The organism is Bacillus haikouensis, from assembly GCF_013179555.1.
In the GTDB taxonomy this organism is placed as follows: Bacteria; Bacillota; Bacilli; order Bacillales; family Bacillaceae_B; genus Rossellomorea; species Rossellomorea haikouensis_A.
Genome location: NZ_JABMCR010000051.1, coordinates 1 through 20,133, shown reverse-complemented (window position 1 = coordinate 20,133; position 20,133 = coordinate 1). Strand labels below are relative to the sequence as shown.

Sequence of the window (20,133 nt, the reverse complement as noted above, 5' to 3'; positions counted from 1 at the left end):
GCTGATGAAATGAAAAATACGGTTACCGGCATTGCCTTTGGTCAAGTTTTGGCGGAAGCAGAGGATTTCGCTTATGTAGGCGGACCAAATACGACGGTTGAGACAGGGCAGCAAAACGGTTTGGTGTTAGGTGAAATGTGGATTCCTGTTGTTAAGAAATAAAGAAATCATCAAAAATGCGTAATCCTTGGATTGGATTACGCATTTTTTGTTTTCTTGACCTGAAATGTATTAGGTGTGCTGCCTGCGGTTGTTCCTTCATATTTCTCACTCCTATGGAGATTTTTCTTTATGGATATGTATTCGTTCCATGTCCTCTCAATCCATACTCTATCATTTTAAACGGCACGATCATGGAAAAGCGGATTGTAAATCTGACAGAGCCACGAACATTTATGAAGAAATGACTATTAAAAGAAAAAAATCAACTTATCGATTTCTTCGAATTTTTTATCGAAACGACGAAAAATGCCTATTCCTATTTTATTTATCAGCAGGTAATTTTATTGAACCCATCTCAATATTATCGAATTGGAAAGGGAATGTTCGAATGAAGCCTGTTAGGATCGAATTCTCTCCTCCCATCCTTCTCCCCTCTCACCCGCACCGCCCCCAAACAACAAAAAAAGCGTAAGCACAACCCGCAGACTGCACTCACGCTTGACATTCCCCTCATTTTATTTCACTAACCCTGCTGCTCATTTGCTCACTCCATTATCATCCTTCCGTGATCGAACGAAAGATACACTGCGAGTCATCCCAGGTTTGCTTTCTTTCTCCCCCGGTACGAGGCGAACAGAACTGCGCCAGTACTTCCAGGATGACATCCCTGATGACTTCCACTTCCAGGCAGACCATCAGCTTGAGCCCGATGGAACGGGAAGTGAGCGTGCCTTCTGTGACGCGGCATTTGACATCGACTGCCGAACAGCGGATGTTCTCTGCACCGAGCCCTTGCGGCAGGCAGACGGCCAATTCTTTCTGCCAGTATACAGGAACGGTGAAACGGCAGGATTCTTCCGGGTCCAGAAGTGAGGTCAGAGTGATGGCAGTGGACACCATTCCTTCTACCAGCACGTATCCCGGCTGGCCATTATCAAATGAGACGATGCGGCATGAGGAATCATCCATTTCCGTTACACACTCAGCAGTCACTCCTCCGCCATTTTCAAGGACCGAATCAACGAATGCAGAACATTCAGGTGTGAGCATGACTTCCTCCTGTCGCTGTTGAGTGGCGATGACCCAGTCATAGACTTTTTCCACCGAAATGCATTCTGGTTCGAGGTTCGATGGCGGTACTGGTGGTGGAACTTCACCCAATTCGACATTCAATGTCAGGGTCTGCCCTTCTGTCAGGGTGATCCGGATCTCCCTGACCGGGTATCCCTCTGCAGTAAAGCGGATGATGTAGCTTCCTGCAGGGAGTCCTGTCAGGATATAGAAGCCATTGACATCACTCAATGTTGATCGGATCGGCACCATGGATCCAACAGGAAAGATCTGGACAAGAACCTGCTGGATCGGCAGGCCGGTAGCTCGATCTGTAATGAAGCCGCTGACCGTTGCAGGATTTGACGCCAAAAGGAAATTCACCTCGGCCGTTTCACCGCGAATCAGAGTGACGGTCCTCGTTTCTGCCTGAAACTCCCTTGCCCTTGCAATCACCGTCACTTCCCCTCCAGGAAATCCTGTGATGAAGTAGTTTCCATTTACATCTGTCAGGGTTGAACCAAGGAAGGTCCCATCCGGCAGGAACACCTGAATGAGGGCTTCTTCTATCGGGATCAGGCTAACAGCCGCACGGACCGTCCCCCTGATCGACGCCGGGTTTGGCTGCAGTGCTTGATTCAGTACTCTGTTTTCTCCGGCGCTCAATGTGACCCGGACGGAGTTGGTTACATATCCTTCCGCAGAGAAGACGATGTCATAATTCCCTGAAGGCAAACTGTTCAGGATATAGTTGCCTTCCTGGTCTGTCAGGGTGGAAGCGATGATGATGCCGCTTCCTGATACGACCGACACAACGGCTGCCCGAAGGATCGGCTCTCCGGTCACAGCATCCGTCACGCGTCCCCTTACTACAGCAGGATTCCGGCTCAGGAAACCATTGAGTGTCCGGTCTTCTCCATCCCTGAGAAAAATCCGGTATACGTCATTGCCAAAGTTTTCTGCCGAAAACACAATCCTGTATTCCCTTGGCTCAAGACCCGTGATGATATATCTTCCTTCTCCATCCGTAAGCACGGATGCGACCGGAACATCCGTTCCAATCCGGAACACCTGGACAAGTGCACCGGGGACCGGCTGATTCGTTCCTGCCTCGCGCACTGTTCCCCTCAGGGAGGCAGAAGCTGGCGACAAAGCCACATTCAAGATTTCCGTTTCACCTCCGGATAAGGTCACTACATTCGTACTGTTTCCAAATCCATCAGCACCGGTAATAACCGTATACGTCCCTGCTGCAAGGCCCGTGACGGTGTAGGTTCCATCGCCCATGGTCAGTGTACTGGTGATGAATACGCCATCCAGATTGAATACCCGGACGAGTGCACCCGGAATCGGTGCCGACGTAACAGCATTTGAGACAATGCCCGTGATGGAAGCGGGATTCGGATCCAGGAATGCATTGACTATCTCTGTCTCATTCGGCGTGAGGATGACCGGAATCACTTCATTCGCGAATCCTTCCGCCGTAATGACCACATTATAAGATCCAGCCGGAAGGTTCTCGAGCCTGTATGTCCCGTCATCCCCTGTAATGATGCTGGCGATGACAATGTCACTGTTCGGGATCAGGACAGATACAAGTGCCCCGGTTATCGGTGCACTCGTTACCGAATTCCTTACCGTCCCTTCAATTGCGGCAGGAAATGGAACGAGGGCAAAGTCAAGCACTTCCCTTTCATTTGCGGACAAGAATACCGTGTTCACACTGATTGCATAATCCTGCATTTGCGCCTTCACATCAAATGTTCCTGCCGGAAGCCCCTCGATGAGATAAAAGCCGTTCTCATCTGTCAGCACCCTTCTGACGAGCGTATCCGTGCCGCTGAATACGACATCGATGATGACCCCTGTCAGCGGTGCACCAGTGACTGCATCGGTGACGATGCCGCTCAAGGCGGCAGGATTTCCTGCCAGGAGGAAGTTCTGGGTTGTCGTCAAACCGGACTGGATTGCAACCAGAATCACATCTGCCTGATAATCCGGGTTGACGGCCGTCACCGAATAATTGCCCGGCGCCAGTCCCGGGATGAAATAGTCTCCAAAGCCATCCGTCTGCACACTGCCGATTACCACGCCTGTACTGTCAATCACCCTGATGAGTGTACCCGGGAGCGGCTGGTTAGTGGCAGAATCTCTCACTGTCCCTTGTAGATCACCGGGATTCGGAGTGAGGAAAATCGTCACATCGGTTGTCTGGCCGCTTAGCACCTCAGCCGAAATGGCATTGCTTCCGAAATCCTCTCTTCCGGACACGAGGACATAGATTCTTGGAGAAAGGGCTGTCGTTCTGAAGAAGCCCGTTTCATCAGTGACAGTAGTAGAAATGATTGGACCCGTCCCTGATAACTCACGGATAACCACCGACGCATTCGGGATCGTTGCATTTGTGACGGCATTCCGCACAAATCCTTCGATGATGCCCGGGTTTGGCGATAAAGCGAAACTCAATAAGCTTGTTTGATCCGGCACAACGTTGGCCCCTGCCGTTTCCGGTCCAAAATCGGCGGCATTCGCCACGACGGTGTATCCCCCCGGCGAAACGCCGGAAAACGAGTACTCACCGAATTGATTCGTTACAGCGGTTTGTACCAGGACACTCGCAAAATTATAAAGCTGTACGACGGCGTTCGGTATCGCATCACCCGTTGTTAAGTTTGTGACGTACCCATTGATCTGCCCCGGATTTGGAACAAGATTCAAAGTCGCCGACAAGATATCTCCAGGCCCCCCGATGATCGTTGCCGTGTCCGTCCCAAAGGAGGAGGCATCGGCTGAAATGTTCAACGTTCCAACCGGCAGTCCGGTAAAAGTGATCACGCCGGCATCATCGGTCGTCCCCGAAGCAACAGGAAGGTTGTTGGAAAGGCGGACGGTTACGTTGGCACCCGTGATTGGTGCCGATGTGCCCTGGATGACGACTGTTACAGTGAGCGTGACTGGATTCGGTGCAAGTACGTTCGTCACACTGGTCACCTGATTCGAATCGATAACGGCAGAAACGGTGGAGGTGGCATATCCCGGTGCAGAAGCGGTGACGAAATACGTTCCCGGTGCAAGGGAAGGAACGGTATAAGTCCCATCGGGATTCGCAATCAGACTCGAGATCAGGATGTTATTTTCAGTATAAATGGCTATCCCGATGTCATTTCCAGTAATCGGGTCACCATTCGTATCGATGACCGATCCGCTGATAGATCCGGGGTTCGGGTCAAGTGACAGATCCCCCGTAGTGGATCGATTGCTGATGATGATGGCACCGATTTGTTCGGTTGTAAAATCCGTTTTGCCTGCCGTCACAATATATGACCCCGGTGCCAGCCCTGAAACCGTGTAGTTACCGGAAAGAGTGGTTGTCGTGCCCGCAACAGGAAGACCGGTTACATTATCTGCGATGGTGACGGACGCACCTGCAATCGGCTGCTGTGTCAAACGGTTCGTGATTTGACCGTTCAATATACCGGGATCAGGAATCAGCGTCAGGTCGACCCCTGTAAGATCCTCCCCTGTCCCAAGTGCTATCCCCCGGATGACCTGACCGAAATCGGGGGCACTCGCCACCACATTGTAAGAACCCGCCTGCAGATTCCCGACAAAATAGTTCCCCTCCGCATCGGTGAGTGCAGTACCGGCGAGTATCCCATTCAAATCGAGAATCTGTATGACCGCATCCCGGACCGGATTTCCAATGGAATCCCGAATGACTCCGGATACGGAAGCAGGATTTGGAATCAATGTCAGGTCAACATTCGTCGTCTGATTGGCGTTGACGGATGCGCCGCCCTGGCTGACTGCATAATTCGGGGCTGATGCACTGACTATATAAACACCAGGAGCCAGGTTCGGAAAGCTGAACGACCCATCGGTGTTCGCGAGCACCGAGTTGATCAGGTTATTATTTGTATCGCGAAGCTGTACAATGGTGCTGCTTACCGCAGGAGTCACCGTTCCGGTAATGGTTCCCGGATCCGATACAAGTGAAAACGATACGGGTGTCGTCAATCCGGAAATCACGAACGCACCAAGCGAACCGTTCTGGAAGTTATCTGCAAACACCGTGACCGTATAATTGCCCGGTGCCAGTCCCTCCACCATGAAGATTCCATCCTGATTGGTCAGGACGGTTGTGATGAGTACTCCGCTCGTATTGACTACGTTAACTGCGGCGCCTGTGATCGGTGTTCCTCCTGCACTGTTCACAACCGTGCCCGTGATGGCCCCGGGATTCGGAATAAGAGCGATATTCCCTGAAGTTGTCTGATTGGACAAAACTTGCAGAGTCGTGATGTTTGTTTGAAAGTCTGGAGCAGACGCCTGGACCGCGTAACTTCCCGGTGCCAAACCATTGACAGAGTAATTCCCATCACTGTCCGTCAGCACCACTGCCACGATGACCCCGCTTGTATCCAGGATGCTCACTTGCACATTCGCTCCTATGACCGGCGTCCCGGTTTGGGCATTTGTTACCTGACCGGAAATCGATCCCGGATCGGATGCCAAGTTGAAATTCACGACAGTGGTTCCGTTTGGCGTAATATCGGCTCCTTTGGCGCTGGATTGGAAGTTCACCGCCGAAGCGACCACCGAATAGTTCCCCGGGGCAAGACCGGGAACCGTATAGGACCCGTCTGATTCTGTCGAGACCACTGCGATGATGATGCCGGTCCCTGTACTTATCTGGACGGTTACATTTCCCCCTCCAATCGGATTATTATCTTCATCACGGATAAATCCGGTCAGGGTTCCAGGATTACTATTCAAGACGGCATCAAGGATCGTCGTCTGTCCATTTTCAATCATCACTGAAAGGGTGGCCGCTTGGTAATCAGGAGCGGAAATGACCACCGTATAGCTGCCGGGGGCAAGACCGGGTATCGTATAACTCCCATTTTCATCCGTGTTCACCGCCGCGATTTGAAGATTATTTTGAAAAACAGTGACTGTTGCACCGGGGATCCCTGCCGAACCTGGATCCTGCACGGTACCCGTCAGTGTTCCTGAAAGTCTTGAAAGTGCTGCATCGACAGTGGTCATCATATTGGAGACCACCACTCCTCCAAGCAATTGATTGGAGTATCCATCAGCTGTGAAAACTAGCGAGTAGGAACCCGGCACGAGCCCCGGCACACTGTATTCCCCATTCCCATCGGTCAATGCAGTGGCTTCGATAATATTTTGACTATTGATTACCTGCACGGTGGCATTCGCAATGGGGGTAAGCGTCCCGTTTTCGCGCACAGTCCCCTGAATCGTTCCTGCATCCGGCTGAAGAAATACATCCGTGACTGCCGTAGCTCCTGCCGTAACAGTAGCAGCGACGACCGCTGCACCGAAATCGACAGCACTCACACGGACTTGATAACTTCCCGGTGCCAGGTTTCCAAACGAATATTGGCCGGCACCGTCTGATGTCGAGGTGGAAATGATCACTCCCGATGAGTTCAGCAGCTCAACGATAGCACCCGGGATGACAGCAGAATTGGCTGCATTCCGGATGGTACCCGACACCGCACCCGGATTTGCAATGAGGGTGAAGTTGACCGCGGCTGCCTGATTCGGTTCGGTTATGACCGTCTTGACCTGTGACTGGAATCCGGCAGCGGTAACGCCCACATTATAAGCACCCGGGGTCACTGAGGGAAAGCTGTAGTTCCCGGCTCCGTTTGTTATCGTCGTATCCACTGCCACACCTAAGTTATTGGTGAGGGTCACGACAGCACCGGCAACCGCGCCGCCATTCGATACATTCCCCGAGATGGAGCTTGGAAGCGGGGCAAGGGCGATATTGGCTGTCTGGGTCACGCCGCTCACAGCCGTCACATTGGCTGTTCCCGTCACGTAATTGGTTCTGACCGCCTGAACGGTGTAATTCCCCGGGATAAGATTCGTAAAGGAATAAAAACCGCTGCCATTCGTCACTGTTGAGGCAACGATGGACATCCCCTGAAGTAAATTGACCGTCGTCCCGGGAAGGACAAGTCCAGTCGATTGATCCGAAATGGTTCCTGTGATGGCAGCAGCGGACTGGACATTAATGGTGATGGGAGATGTATTCGAAATGATCTGTCTCCCCGTGAAGCTGTCAAACCCGGAAGCCTGCACTCGATCAAGCGTCCTTCCACCGGTCGCAGTGAACGCCCCGGATAACGTGAACGTCAAGACGGCGGAAGCCCCCGGAGCAAGATTCCCTACATTCCAAGTAAGGGTCTTTGTCGAGGAATTATACGAAGTCAGCCCCTGTGAAACCGTGTTGACCGTGAATGAATTGACATTATCAAGACCGACAATATCTTCGGCAAAGATGGTCGTGGCCTGGGAAGATCCCGTATTCTGTACGGTAATCGTCCCTGTCCATGTTGCCTGCTGTCCGATGACGACAGACGCCGGACCTGAATTCCGCGTTTTAATCGTTCGTAACCTGGCACGGACATCCGCTTCATCCGGAGTGACCGGATCACTGATTGCGTTGGCGAATGAAAAACCTTCATCCACCCGCAAAGAGTCTTTATTATAGTTATTGTTGTTGGTAGAAGTGAAATCAACAATACGGATTTGCGAGGATGCATTGATTCCGAGAAAGGAAAAAACGATGCTCGCCGGCAGGAACCAGTCGATGAAATAATCCGGATTTCCCCCGAAGTTTGAATCAGCCGGCGTGACCCTGGCAAAGTCAAAATTCGTGATCGCCTGGGCATAATTCGGATTCCCCCCGCCTGTTCCCTCTGCCGGATCATTCCATGAGTTGACCAGCTTCACGGTATTCCTGACCAGGCTGACCCTGTTGTTCAGACCATCCACGTTGAACAGCCAGTCATACGTGCCGGCCACCCCTGTCGTATTAATTAACACACCCCAGGTGAAATTCCTGAAACTAGTCAACTGATTATTTCGCGGGTCCCCATTCAATCTGATTCTAAAGTAAATGTTCTCCCCATCATACGCCACATAGGCGGCCGGAAACGTTGAGTTTCCGACAATATCCGTTGACGGGGGACTATCATCCCCGGTCAAGTCGAATAATGGCGATCCTCCTAAAAGGATGGGGGTAAATTGTGCGTTACTGGGAAACGGCACAATGAAACGCCTCCATTCAAATGAATATTTTGGTATCATATTATTCTATTAAAGAGGGCGGGGACTTGCCTCTTATGAATGACTATTAAAGCGCAATATGGGGGCAGACCATAAAGAGAATCTCAGTTTACTGGGATCGGACATCAAACTGGCCTTATGCCATACAATTTTTTAAGAAATGACTTTTTTAATAGAAAAAATCTGTGAAAATATAAAAAATGGCCTGAATCTGAACATTCGTGACCTTTCACTTCTGTCCGGCCAAGTGATTCAGCCCAATACTGCCCCATTCCTCGCCAAATCGGACAAAATCATCCACCCCGTTAACATCCGATGCCCTTACTTATTATCGATTTCTTCGAATTTGTTATCGAAAATGCAAAGTTTATTATCGAAAAGACGAAAGATGCTTTTCTTTTGTATCGATTATCCGCTGATTTTATTGAACCGATTGCATTATTATCGAATTTAAGGAGTCCAGTTATAATCGTTCTTCTCATCACTTGTCTTTTAAAGTACATAGAACATAAAACAAGCCTTGCACCGACCCAACATGATACAATAAAACCGAAAGTCTGTTTTTCAAAGAAAGGGAGGGAATCACAATGTTCACTACAGTAAATGATTTCTTACAGGAATGGAAACAGGAAGCAGCGGTAACCCAGAAGGTGCTGGATGCCATGACGGATGAATCGTTGAAGCAAGAGGTTTCTCCAGGGTTATACAGCATCGGGAGTGTTGCGTGGCATATCACGGGAGCGGCTTATTACTTTCCTTCGCAAGTCGGGATCACCTTTGAGGCTCCAGATCTACGGAAAGATGCACCTGCATCTGCAGCGGAAATCAGCGGGACCTATACGACAGTAAGTCAGCGTCTCGTTGAAGCCGTTTCTGAACAAGTTTCAGATGAAAAAATGAACGAAATGGTAAATTTGTTCGGGATGGACATGCCTATACAGGCCGTATTCCGCCTGCTCATTCAGCACCAGGCTCATCACCGCGGACAATTGACAGTCCTGATGAGACAGGCTGGTTTGAAAGTTCCCGGCGTCTACGGTCCCAGCAAAGAAGAATCGGAAGCCATGAAGGCACAAAAATAAGCAGAAATGAAAAAAGCCGGCGCAAGCCGGTTTTTTCATGCCAAACTGATAAGCCCACTCACACACCCTCAGATGACCATTATCTCTTTCCAATTGATCTCTTAAGTACAGAAATGAACCTGTCCCAATAACAAAGGATATATTTCCAGAAAAAAGGTACAAACCGGAGAATGGATAGTGTAAAATTACACTAAAAAGCATTTATAGGAATGAATGTGAAATCAATCGTGAAAACCATTCTTTGGCTCATTCTCATCGGAAGCACGCTTACTTTTTGGTTCCACTTCCTTTTCGGCGTCATTCTTATCGGAATGAAAGAGTGGGAATCATTCCCGGCCTTTCTACAGTACGTCCTATTCTAACACCATGATCGTGCCTGGTGGCAGTTGTCATTCCTTGTATCGATCCTCTCCATAGGCTTTCTGATACTCATTCAAAAAAAGCCTCATAAAAAGTAAATACAGAACTCCCGATTAAAACTAAAAACGATCATTGGTATTTTGCAAACCCACAGCAGAAAGTGCAAAAAAATAAACAGCTTTATCCCTGTATTCTAAAGGGGTAAAACCGCTTAATTGGTTTAGGGTATTGTGATTATCCTTCACATTGACTCACTGCCTGAGAGTTTATCAGGGCATTTATACTGTCTGAATGTACAAGTAACCATTTGCGTGGAAGTGAATTCCCTTGCCACTTTCTGACGGGCAGCAAGAATGATAGACTTCCTCAGTTTCCAGTCGGATTTTAATGAGGTGATCTTTTCACAAAAGGCTTCGGTGCAATGGTTGTCTACCAACATTCCCGTTTGCCCGTCTGCGACGGCTTCCGGTATTCCCCCCCTGTTAATGGTTATCACAGGAGTGCCTGTCGCCATTGCCTCCAGGATGACCATGGGAAATACCTCCCTCTCTGATGTAAGCAGGAGTGCATCCATTGATTGGAGAAACGTATGGGGTTCTTGTACTTCACCGAGTAATGTTACCCGGTCGCTGATTCCTGACTTTTGAATCTTTTCCAGGATAGACTCCCGTTCGGGACCGTCACCGGCAATATAAAATTGTATATCTTTTTCCGCCTTCATGGAGGCTGCAATATCTAAAAATAACCGATGATTTTTTTCCGGAGACAATCTTGCCAGGATCCCAACATTAAATACTTCGGGGTGAGGCTTTTCAGTGAAAGGGAATTTTTCTAAATCAACCCCATTGTATACGGTGGTTATCTTTTCTTCCTTGACCCCGTATTGTACAAGCACTCTTTTCTCATACTCACTTACCGTTATGATGCCAGTCACACAATGATTCATTAAAGATGAAAACAATCCCGGGAATTTTTCAAGTGAAGTGATATTATGTTTGGTATAGATTATGTTTATCTTTCGTTTCCTGGCAAGTTTTCGTAAACAAGCGGCATAGAAGACCATCCTCAGGCTGTTCGCATGAATGACGTCAATTTCCTGTTTATTGATAAAGCGGTTAAGCCGCCATATATTAAGAATGTGGTTATTCCTGGATAATTCCATAAAGTTAGGCTTATTGGTGATTTGATCGCTAAGTTCTCCTCCACCGGCAGAGGTAAAAAGTTGAAAGCCATTACCGTTCATTTTATTTTCCAGTTTGATGAAATAATTTTCTGCTCCTCCCATGGTCAATTTATCCGTCAGCATCAAAATGTTCATCTCAGTTCTGCCTCCTCTATCATATGTACATGTTGATGGTTCAAGCCTTCATAGGTACAATAAGTAGATAAGATGGCCAGAAATAATAAAAACATGTCATTGAAAATCAGGGATAAAAACATCATCTGAAACATAAACCCAAGGAAAGTCAAAAAGAGAAAGGGATGCTTCCTGTGAAAATCGGCTTTAACAATTTGAAAAAGGACGGTGAAGACAAATAAGACATAGATAAGCAGTCCGATAAGTCCCGATTCAGTCAAGATTTCCAGGAATGTATTGTGAACGACAAGTTGATCACCGTATTCAAAAGCATTGTAATCGGCGAAGTTGCTTGCGCCAATTCCGAGCAATGGATTGGATGTAAAGAAATCCCACGCCCGCCCCCATAACTCAATCCTCCCGCTCCCTCCATCATTTGAAAAGTCCTGAAACCTGTTCTGAAGGATATCCAGGACACGAAAACCCAGAATATAGCTGACCACCCATGCAATCCCCAGGAATGAACATGCCGATAAGAATAACCGCCATTGGTTTGCAGGTTTGTTCAGGAGAAAATAAACCAAGAAGATGATCAGAAGAATCAACAATCCACCTCTTGAAAACGTGAGTACACTTGTTATTAAACACAAAAACAGACCGATATTATTTTTCCTCGAGTCACGTTTGCATAAAAAGAAAGTAAAAAAGAGCGTATTATAAAATACAAAATAGTTCGGGTCCTCTATCATGCCGATTAACCTGGGGTAATCCCGGTCAAACCAAGCCCCATATCGTATCACTCCATCTCCAAGTAAGGAAAATCCATTGCTTTTCAATCCCCACACGTAAAGGAGAAGACTTCCGCCATTAAATAGAAGGCCGGCATTCGCAATCCCGTTTTCCAACTGCCCCTTTTGGTACATGCCAAGGATTCCTTTCATGAGGATATAGAAGATGACATAGAGAATGATCCCAAGCATAGCTCTCAGGCTGGAAGAAGCATACAGGGAAAAAGCTCCGGAAAATACATACACCAAATAGAAAAAAAGAAGCATCACTTCATAAACCTGCAATTTTTGAAATCGAAAGGAAGCAGCCAGCAGCAAGACAAGAATTCCTACATACATCATATACGGTTTGAACGCGAAGCCGATATAGATGTGGTACTTGCCCAGCATGACTGAAAACAGTAAAAGAAACAGCATCAGGCTGCTGCGAGGTATGGTGGATGTATCAGGATGCCCCATCATGTGCCTCCTTTCTGAATTTCGATTTCCATTTATGATACAAGAGAGACTTTTTCAAAAGCTCGAAGCTTTTCTTCCTCCATTCCCTGTCCAGCCCTGCAAGGGAAAGAATAAGGATTAAATGAACGCTGAAAGCAAGAAACGGGAAAGAAGATAAGAATACTTCAACGGTCAAAAGACTGATGAAAAAGGAAACCAGATAGGGAAGGACTGCTCTTTTTAATAAGATAGTCCGATCTGGATGACAGAACAATAATCCGATTAACAGGACCAATTCAATGAGTACTCCGGCTGCCGCTGCCCCTGTCAAACCATATATTCGACTGAATACGGTATAAAAAAGCACTCCCGATGCCACGGCTGTGGCCTGGACCATCATCCTTCTCGACTGGAGCGCCTTTGTCGTCAACCCATCTCCGAGAGCAATGCTGACACCTTGAAATACCATGACCAGGGACAATACCTTCAATAGAAACGCAGCCTCCATCCATCTCTCCCCAAACAAAAGCGTAATCACAAAATCAGAAAGATGGTAGAAAGGGATGGCAGCCAACATACCAACAAGGCTCATTAATTTCACTTGAGAGATGCTCTTTCTCACATGCTCCCTATGGTCACCGGCCTGGAATAAACGAAACAAGACGGGATAAAATGCGCCGGCGATGATAAAAGGGACTTGCTGCAAAGCCTGTGGAATCCTGTAAGCTACAGCGAAAAAACCGACTTCTTTCCATGTCAGTGTCTGTTCCAATATAATCGGACCGATCTGCGGGAGAAGGATAAACAATAGTCCGGTCACCATAAAAGGAATCCAGTTCTTGCGGAGGCCTTTGTAAAATGGTGCTTTGATGGAAATTGTCAGGTGTCTCGCTGTCAGATAAATTCCAAAGCATCCCGCCAAAAAATAGGCTGATCCATATAAGAAAAAGACAATCATGGGATCTATGTAAAACCATTTCCCGATCAAGATAACGGAGATCAGCAGGCCGGCGGAGACAATTCGTATCAACCCCGAATATTGCATCCTCTCCAGCATTTGAAAATAAGTAATACTGATGCTTTGCATGGATATCCCGGTCACAAGCGGGAGAATCAGGGAGTAAGAAAGGTAAATCAATTCTGTGTCGCCTCGGTAAATCCAATGAATGATAAGGAATCCAATTACCATTGCTGCAAGCGTCAACCCCAGGCGCAGTTTAATAAATGAAGCCATGATTTCAGAAACGGGGGCTTCTTTTTTCGCTCCTTCACGAAGGACAATCTGGTTTAAACCGGCTTCCGACAAGTAGGCCATGATCATAGCAAATGCAAGTACCACACTGAATCTTCCATAATCATCTGTATTGATAAACGAGGCAAGAACAATCAATGCGGCTGCATTCATGATGCTTGCAAGAGCGGTACTGAAAAATAAGTGAAAGACATTTTTCACAATTGAATTTCTTTTCTCCCTCATGAATGGAACCCCTTCGGCTTTTTGTCATGAGTCATTGTTGATAAACCACCCCGATTACTTTACATGCTGCCTTTTCAAGTTTGGCCTGGAGTTTTCTTATATCTTCGGTTTTATCCTTTCGCTGGACTACCAGCACTGCTTCCCTGCATCCTTCAGCAAGGAGTTCCATTTCAACACCGGAATGTAAAGAGGGAGCTGAAAAGATAATCCGATCATAGGTCTCCTGCCAGGAAGCGACATGCCGGGTAAACGAGGATGAAAGCCAGACATCAATCGGTTTCCCGGCAGATTTGCTTGCCAAAAGCACATCCAGCCCCGGCAAAAAAGTCGGCAGGACGGTTTTTAACGGCTCTTGATGGATTCCGTCAGGCTGCTTCATATGGAACCATTCATGAAGCGAAGGCCTCTTCAGATCCCCTTCCACAAGAAGGACTTTTCTCCCTTGAAGCGCCATAGCCGCTGCCATTTCAGCTGTGATCATACCTACCGACTTTCCTGCAGGAATCGACGTAACCATCAGTACTGAAGGGTCATGCTTCTCTACCTTGCTGCTGATTACCTTCATCTGATCAAAGCAGACAATCCCCTTCTTTTTCAGGTTCTCTCCACAGATGATATCCTCAATGGGACTTTGCATGAATTTCTCCTCCTTTTCCCACATTTCCCTTCAATTCTTTAAACTGTTTTCGATAGACTTTCGGCAGAGTGTCTTTAGTGGCTGCCACTGTACCTAAGACCGGCAATCCCAATTCCTCTTCGATTTGCACGATACTTTGTACGGAGTCATCCCAATGGTCTTTTAACAAAGCTATTCCAATCCCGCACACTAATCCCGCCATCGCTGCTATCAACATATTTACTAGTGGATTTCCCACAACTTCCGGGTTGTTTGTTCCTTCCTTTTTATTCAACACCGATATATCTTCCATTTCCATAGAACTCTTCATCTTTTCGACTGAACTGGCAGCCAGGAGGTGAGCAAGCTCCCTCGACCGTTCCTGATCGGTATCCCTTATAACAATAGAAATAATCTGGGAATCTTCCTTATTTTGCACGGTGATTCTTTCTTCCAGCTCTTCCCGGGATAGGTTGAACTTATCCTGGACAGATTCCAATACAATCGGACTGGTAATAAAATCAACCGTTGAAGCAATCAGCCTGTTAATGGTCTGGGTATCAACGTACACCTCCCCGTCATGACTGAAGTTTCCTATCAGGATATATTCTTTTGCTTCATAAGTGGGTTTCAAATAGAAAAAAACGGCCGCACTACTTAAAAGTGAAACGCAAAGTGTGGTGATAAGAATGGTAGCAAATCTCCGTTTTAATAGTCGGAAGAAAGCTTTTAAATCCATTTGTTCTCTCATGACATCACCCCCTCGAACCTGCAAGGGATTCCTGCTGATAATAGTGAACCGTTTCCAAGAGTCCCTCTTGCAGAGAATAGCCGGGTGACCAGCTCAGCATGAATTGTGCACGATCATTTTGCAATACACTTGAGCGGATGTCCCCGTCCCGGACTGGTCTTAATAGCGGATGGACAGGCTTCTCTATGATCATCGCTAATTGATCGATGATTTCTTGAATGGAGACTTCCTGACCCGTCCCTATATTAAGGATTTCTTTACTGCCGTTCGTCAGCGCAGCAACGTTTGCTCGTGCTACGTCTTTGACAAAAATGAAATCCCTTGTCTGTTTTCCGTCCCCAAACATAATAGGTTGCTCCCCTTGAATTAATTTCTCGATAAAGACAGCGATGACCCCAGCTTCCCCCCGTGCATCTTGTCTTGGTCCATAAACGTTGGCATAGCGTAAAATGGAATAGTCAAGCTGATGGGTATCCGCATATATTTGAATACATTTTTCCGCATGTCCTTTGGTCAGCCCATAAAAGGATATCGGCTGCAGGGGATGGGCTTCATCAACAGGAAGATAGACCGGGTTTCCATATACCGCTGCTGTCGAAGCAAATACAACTTTTTTAACGTGATGGCGGACACAAGCTTGTAAGATATTGAGTGTGGCAAGGATATTTTCTTCACAATCATATAAAGGATCTATGAATGAGTGACTTACAGAAACTTGCGCAGCCTGATGAATGACATAATCGGGTTTCTCTTCAGCGAAAAGATCATCCAGATCCCTTCGAACATCCTGCTTATAAAAACGCACCCCGGGAGGAAGATTTTTCACATGCCCTGTCACCAGATTGTCTACGACTACAACCTCATATTGTGAATCTATCAGTGCTTCTGCGATATGCGATCCAATAAAGCCCGCCCCGCCTGTTATTAACACTTTCATGGCCATCTTCCTTCCGAAATTATTCTTAGACTTTCCAATACCGACTGGTCACTCATCCAGGCTTGAAAAGTGGTTACTCTGCCCCTCATCCACGACCCTCTCTGTCGGTAAATTTAATTTCAATAGATTCCCCGACGATTCTTCGGTCAATTCTATTAAGGTTTGACTGTCTTTTATGAAAGAAGCATCCCAAACCATACCTTCTATGATGTTATTGGATCCGGATAGAATCACTGCTTTGTCCGTTCGCTCTGTCAATTGAATCTGCAGGTTCTCAAACATATTCCCAGAGACTTCATTCGGAATGGTAACAGCACTGTTGATGTTGATACAGACAATGCAGTCATCCAGCGTCATATTGATGAACCTGTTGCCATTTATGAAATTGTAGTCCTTTCCTCCCCCGGGAGGTGCAGCTTGTAACAGCACCGCCGAGTGAAACCCGCTCACATTCACGCCTGACACATTCACAAAGCTGATAAATTCTCCAGAAGTTCCGGCGTTAAATGAGATTCCTTCCCCGCGATTGGTTCCGCTCGAGTTGTACAACGTCACATTTTCGATATGAATTCGATCAGTCGTCCAGACCTGTTCTTTCCCGCTTACATAAATCGCAGCACTGCGGAATTCGGGGGTGGTAATTTCAATGGTTCCATTCCTGATCGACGTTTTTTGCTCTGCCTCCAACACGTTGAAATCGCCTTCCGCCAAAAGCTTCGTAGCCATCCCCATCTCGAGGGTGATTCCCTCTTTCAATTGCAATCCCCGTTTCAATAAGTAAGACTTCCCCAGTAATTTGACAGGCAGTTTATCGTTTTCATAGCTATAATCGATAGCTGCCTGGATGGCTGAAGAATCATCCTGTTGATCATTCCCGTCTGCCCCAAACGCCTCCACCCCGATACTGCCATGCTTTTCAAAAGTCTCCCTTGATAATAAGCCGATTAATAGCACCACCGCTGCCGCAAGCAAGACGATGGTTCCAATATATACATACTGCCTCTTCATATCTATTCCCCGCCTATGAGTACTTCGAATACACTGGTCTCTTCAAGTCCACGTCCAACCTGCCATTGTTGCTTCGATGTGCCATTAGATGTTTCCCGCTGCGGATGACGATCAGTTTCATATCACTCCCCGCCTTCCAGGAGTAAGTCTTCCCTGCTGAAATCGTAAGGGTGGTTCCGATGCCGACTTTCGAAAATTCATCATTCAGGACCAGTGTCCCTTCCCCTTCGGTTACCGTCCACACTTCCCGGTTCCCGTTGCCTTGAACATTTAAATTCTTTCCGGCAGATAAATGGACTTTTTCCGTCAGGGTTTCTTCCCCTTCTTCCTTTTTGCAATAATCAAGAACTCTGCTCCATCCCCACCAGTATTCTTCATACATCGGACCATCTTGAAAATGGGAGACGTATTCCTTGATTTTGTGGCTGCTCTTTTTATCCGTCACCAGCAATCCATCCGGACTCGCGGCAACTACGATATCCTCGACTCCAATCAATATGAGGGGGATTTCCAATTCATTCACGATGCAAGATGTCATTACATCATTACTTATGACCCCATTTCCAATTACCGGGGTTTCCATTTCATCCGTCAGGGTGTTCCATGTTCCGAGATCTTTCCAGTATCCGGAATATGGAATGGCGATGATGCTGCTGGCCTTCTCGACTACTTCGTAATCAAAGCTGTTGGACTGCAGCTGACCGTAATACTTTAGTAAAGCGTCGTAATGGACAGGGATATTTTTACGTTTGAGCAGTTGAATGATATATTCCAGCCGGAAACTAAACACTCCACAATTCCAAAGTGCCTGCTGATGGATCAGCTTCTTCGCTGTTGTCTCATTCGGTTTTTCATAAAACTTGCTTACTTTAATAAAATCTCCTGGCGTTTTGCTTCCCGGAACAATATACCCATACTTTTCAGACGGGTAGGTCGGTGTTACCCCCAGAAGAGCTAAATCAGCATCAGTCTCTTCCAGACCCTGTTCGAGCTCCTTTATGGTTTCAAAAAAGTGATCTTCCACAAATGGATCAACAGGCAGCACTCCTACGATCTCATCTAAACCGCATCCTTCCACGGAATAAAGATATACGGCTGCTAATGCGATTGCGGGAAACGTATCCTTTCGTTCTGGCTCGACCACCACATGAATCTTGGAACCGAGCTGGTTATGAAGCATTTCGACCTGAGATCTGCTTGTTGCGATAATCGCCTGATCAGCAAGGTTGGCTTTCCTGAGCTGCCGCCAGACACGCTGGACCATTGACTCCATCTTTCCGTGTTCATTTTTCAGGACTTTAAGGAATTGCTTGGACCTTGCATCATTGGAAAGCGGCCAAAGCCGCTTCCCCGAACCTCCTGATAACAGCACAATCCGCATGTAACCACCTTCTTTCCCTATTGAACGACCACTTTTTCCACTTTTTCCGATGCTTCAGGGGGTCTATTCAGAACGGAACCCCTCCAGGATTGGAGCAATCTTGAACAGTTATGTTCCCAGGAATAATTCTTATGGACAAAAGCTTGACCCTTAACAGCATACTTTTCTTGTAATTCCGGGTTATCAATCAAACGTTTAACAGCTGCAATCATGCCCTCTGTACTCTCTGTGCAAATCAGTTCATCTCCGCTCCTCCCTGCAATCCCCTGCAAAGCGATTGGGGAAGCGATGGTCGGAAGTCCGCAAGCCAACGCTTCAATAATTTTGTTCTGCATTCCTGTACCAGATTTCATTGGATAAATACCCATTTTCGCCTGCAGGAGCCGGCTGCATATATCGTCAACAAACCCGGTAACAACCACATTCTTCTTGCCATGCAGGGCTGTCACTTTCTTCACAGGATCCTTTCCCACGATATAAAATTGGTACTCCGGATAAGCCCGATGAATATGCGGCCAAACCTCTTTAACGAAATCAACAACCGCTTCAACATTTGGATAGTATTGCATGTTTCCGTGAAAGAGGATGATTTTTTCCTTCGTAATGGAAGGATAACGGGACAGATGCTGTTTCGTGATGAAGGTCCCATTTGGATTGACGACAATCTTCCTGCTATTCAGGTATTCTTTATCACTTTCAGAAACAATCATCGCCTGGTCAAATTTCTTTAATATCACTTTCTCATAACGTTTCATCAGTTGTGACTCCAGCAGGAACACCGGCTTCAGCCAATTGCTCTCCGTTTTGGCACGCCGCTTCATATTCAGAGACAAAGCATCAATCATATCGATACACTTCGGGCCGGTAGTATCGATGAAATACTCGGCAACCCTGGCAGTCTGCACATGAATCATATCCGGGTTAATTTTTTTATAAATATCCGTTACACGTTCCTTTACTTTAGGATGAAAAAAGAGGTTTACTTGAATCGGTTTGTAGTTATAGATCGTTTTGAACGATCGGAGCAGATTTTGTAGTGGATGGATAGGAAATAAGATAACCTCTTTACAATAAGGGGCTAGTTTCTCTCTAATGAAATCCCCTTCTTGTTTTGATTTTACAAAAGTAAGCAGATAAACCTGGCAGTCATTTGCCTTCAGTTGTTTGATCTGTTCCCACGCAATCAGCTGGTCCCCTTTATGTGGCGGGTACGGCGGCCTGGAAGACATATACATTACTTTCATTCATGTTCCTCCTGTTATTTATCTGGCACCTTCACCAGTTATCACGACTTTGAAAGTTAATAAAATGATTTTCATATCGAAGAAGAAACTTCTCTTACGAATGTACTCCAAATCGTAAGCAAGCTTTTCTTCGGGTGTACTATCATATCCTCCGTTTACCTGGGCCCATCCTGTCAATCCAGGCTTGACGGCCAGCCGTTTGATAAATCCAGGTGTTCTCTGATTGAACATCTCGGTAAAAACAGGGCGTTCTGGTCTTGGGCCGATCATACTCATATCCCCTTTTAACACATTGATCAGCTGCGGAAGCTCATCGATCCTTGTCTTTCGAAGAAACTTGCCGATTCTGGTCACCCGTGGATCGTTGATGCCTGCCCATCTTGGACCATCTTTCTCGGCATCCATTTCCATCGTTCGGAGTTTTAGCAGCTGAAA

13 protein-coding genes and 1 pseudogene are annotated in these 20,133 nt (G+C 46.9%); 3 read left to right on the top strand and 11 right to left on the bottom strand.

All coding sequences use genetic code 11. The annotated features are described in order from the left end of the window. A pseudogene (locus tag HP456_RS07180) lies at window positions 1-162 on the top strand (GyrI-like domain-containing protein); the annotation flags it as partial. Window positions 163-717: 555 nt separating this feature from the next. On the opposite strand, the gene HP456_RS07175 reads toward HP456_RS07180, so the two are convergent. Further along, window positions 718-8,301 (bottom strand): carboxypeptidase regulatory-like domain-containing protein, encoded by a 7,584-nt coding sequence (locus tag HP456_RS07175; protein ID WP_172249489.1) that lies wholly within the window; start codon window positions 8,299-8,301, stop codon window positions 718-720. A 605-nt stretch (window positions 8,302-8,906) separates the two neighbouring features. On the opposite strand from HP456_RS07175, the gene HP456_RS07170 reads away from it, so the two are divergent. Beyond that, entirely contained in the window at window positions 8,907-9,401 is a 495-nt protein-coding gene (locus HP456_RS07170; protein ID WP_172249487.1) for a DinB family protein, read from the top strand. A 209-nt stretch (window positions 9,402-9,610) separates the two neighbouring features. Further along, window positions 9,611-9,763, top strand: a complete 153-nt coding sequence (locus tag HP456_RS07165) for a hypothetical protein (protein WP_172249485.1) — start codon at window positions 9,611-9,613, stop codon at window positions 9,761-9,763. A gap of 239 nt (window positions 9,764-10,002) precedes the next feature. On the opposite strand, the gene HP456_RS07160 is transcribed toward HP456_RS07165, so the two are convergent. The 10 genes from HP456_RS07160 to HP456_RS07115 all read right to left on the bottom strand — a co-directional run. Further along, complete coding sequence (locus HP456_RS07160; RefSeq protein WP_172249483.1) at window positions 10,003-11,079, bottom strand: glycosyltransferase family 4 protein; 1,077 nt, start codon at window positions 11,077-11,079, stop codon at window positions 10,003-10,005. Continuing rightward, window positions 11,076-12,308: an O-antigen ligase family protein gene (locus tag HP456_RS07155; protein ID WP_246288833.1), complete on the bottom strand. Its 1,233-nt coding sequence runs from the start codon at window positions 12,306-12,308 to the stop codon at window positions 11,076-11,078. The genes HP456_RS07160 and HP456_RS07155 overlap by 4 nt, the downstream gene beginning before the upstream one ends. Then, entirely contained in the window at window positions 12,292-13,761 is a 1,470-nt protein-coding gene (locus HP456_RS07150; RefSeq protein WP_172249481.1) for a lipopolysaccharide biosynthesis protein, read from the bottom strand. The genes HP456_RS07155 and HP456_RS07150 overlap by 17 nt, the downstream gene beginning before the upstream one ends. Before the next feature lie 31 nt (window positions 13,762-13,792). Further along, window positions 13,793-14,398 carry a P-loop NTPase family protein gene (locus HP456_RS07145; protein WP_172249479.1) on the bottom strand — a complete coding sequence of 202 codons (606 nt, stop codon included), beginning with the start codon at window positions 14,396-14,398 and terminating at the stop codon, window positions 13,793-13,795. After that, window positions 14,382-15,128: a YveK family protein gene (locus HP456_RS07140; protein WP_172249477.1), complete on the bottom strand. Its 747-nt coding sequence runs from the start codon at window positions 15,126-15,128 to the stop codon at window positions 14,382-14,384. Before HP456_RS07140 ends, HP456_RS07145 begins: the two co-directional genes overlap by 17 nt. 4 nt (window positions 15,129-15,132) lie before the next feature. After that, the gene (locus HP456_RS07135) at window positions 15,133-16,065 is read right to left on the bottom strand and encodes an NAD-dependent epimerase/dehydratase family protein (RefSeq protein WP_172249475.1); all 933 of its coding nucleotides are present in this window, start codon (window positions 16,063-16,065) and stop codon (window positions 15,133-15,135) included. A gap of 48 nt (window positions 16,066-16,113) precedes the next feature. Beyond that, window positions 16,114-17,073 carry a pectate lyase family protein gene (locus HP456_RS07130; RefSeq protein WP_172249473.1) on the bottom strand — a complete coding sequence of 320 codons (960 nt, stop codon included), beginning with the start codon at window positions 17,071-17,073 and terminating at the stop codon, window positions 16,114-16,116. A gap of 13 nt (window positions 17,074-17,086) precedes the next feature. Continuing rightward, window positions 17,087-18,454: a sugar phosphate nucleotidyltransferase gene (locus HP456_RS07125; protein WP_172249471.1), complete on the bottom strand. Its 1,368-nt coding sequence runs from the start codon at window positions 18,452-18,454 to the stop codon at window positions 17,087-17,089. A 17-nt stretch (window positions 18,455-18,471) separates the two neighbouring features. Continuing rightward, the gene (locus HP456_RS07120; protein ID WP_172249469.1) at window positions 18,472-19,698 is read right to left on the bottom strand and encodes a glycosyltransferase family 4 protein; all 1,227 of its coding nucleotides are present in this window, start codon (window positions 19,696-19,698) and stop codon (window positions 18,472-18,474) included. An 18-nt stretch (window positions 19,699-19,716) separates the two neighbouring features. Next, window positions 19,717-20,133, bottom strand: a 417-nt coding sequence (locus tag HP456_RS07115) for a sugar transferase (protein WP_172249467.1), incomplete at its 5' end; no start/stop codon positions are given.

Excerpts from the sequence above, each read along its gene's own strand:
- HP456_RS07170 (WP_172249487.1), top strand. The coding sequence starts at position 8,907 with ATGTTCACTACAGTAAATGATTTCTTACAGGAATGGAAACAGGAAGCA.
- HP456_RS07165 (WP_172249485.1), top strand. The coding sequence starts at position 9,611 with ATGAATGTGAAATCAATCGTGAAAACCATTCTTTGGCTCATTCTCATC.
- HP456_RS07160 (WP_172249483.1), bottom strand. The coding sequence starts at position 11,079 with ATGAACATTTTGATGCTGACGGATAAATTGACCATGGGAGGAGCAGAA.
- HP456_RS07155 (WP_246288833.1), bottom strand. The coding sequence starts at position 12,308 with ATGATGGGGCATCCTGATACATCCACCATACCTCGCAGCAGCCTGATG.
- HP456_RS07150 (WP_172249481.1), bottom strand. The coding sequence starts at position 13,761 with ATGAGGGAGAAAAGAAATTCAATTGTGAAAAATGTCTTTCACTTATTT.
- HP456_RS07145 (WP_172249479.1), bottom strand. The coding sequence starts at position 14,398 with ATGCAAAGTCCCATTGAGGATATCATCTGTGGAGAGAACCTGAAAAAG.
- HP456_RS07140 (WP_172249477.1), bottom strand. The coding sequence starts at position 15,128 with ATGAGAGAACAAATGGATTTAAAAGCTTTCTTCCGACTATTAAAACGG.
- HP456_RS07135 (WP_172249475.1), bottom strand. The coding sequence starts at position 16,065 with ATGAAAGTGTTAATAACAGGCGGGGCGGGCTTTATTGGATCGCATATC.
- HP456_RS07130 (WP_172249473.1), bottom strand. The coding sequence starts at position 17,073 with ATGAAGAGGCAGTATGTATATATTGGAACCATCGTCTTGCTTGCGGCA.
- HP456_RS07125 (WP_172249471.1), bottom strand. The coding sequence starts at position 18,454 with ATGCGGATTGTGCTGTTATCAGGAGGTTCGGGGAAGCGGCTTTGGCCG.
- HP456_RS07120 (WP_172249469.1), bottom strand. The coding sequence starts at position 19,698 with ATGAAAGTAATGTATATGTCTTCCAGGCCGCCGTACCCGCCACATAAA.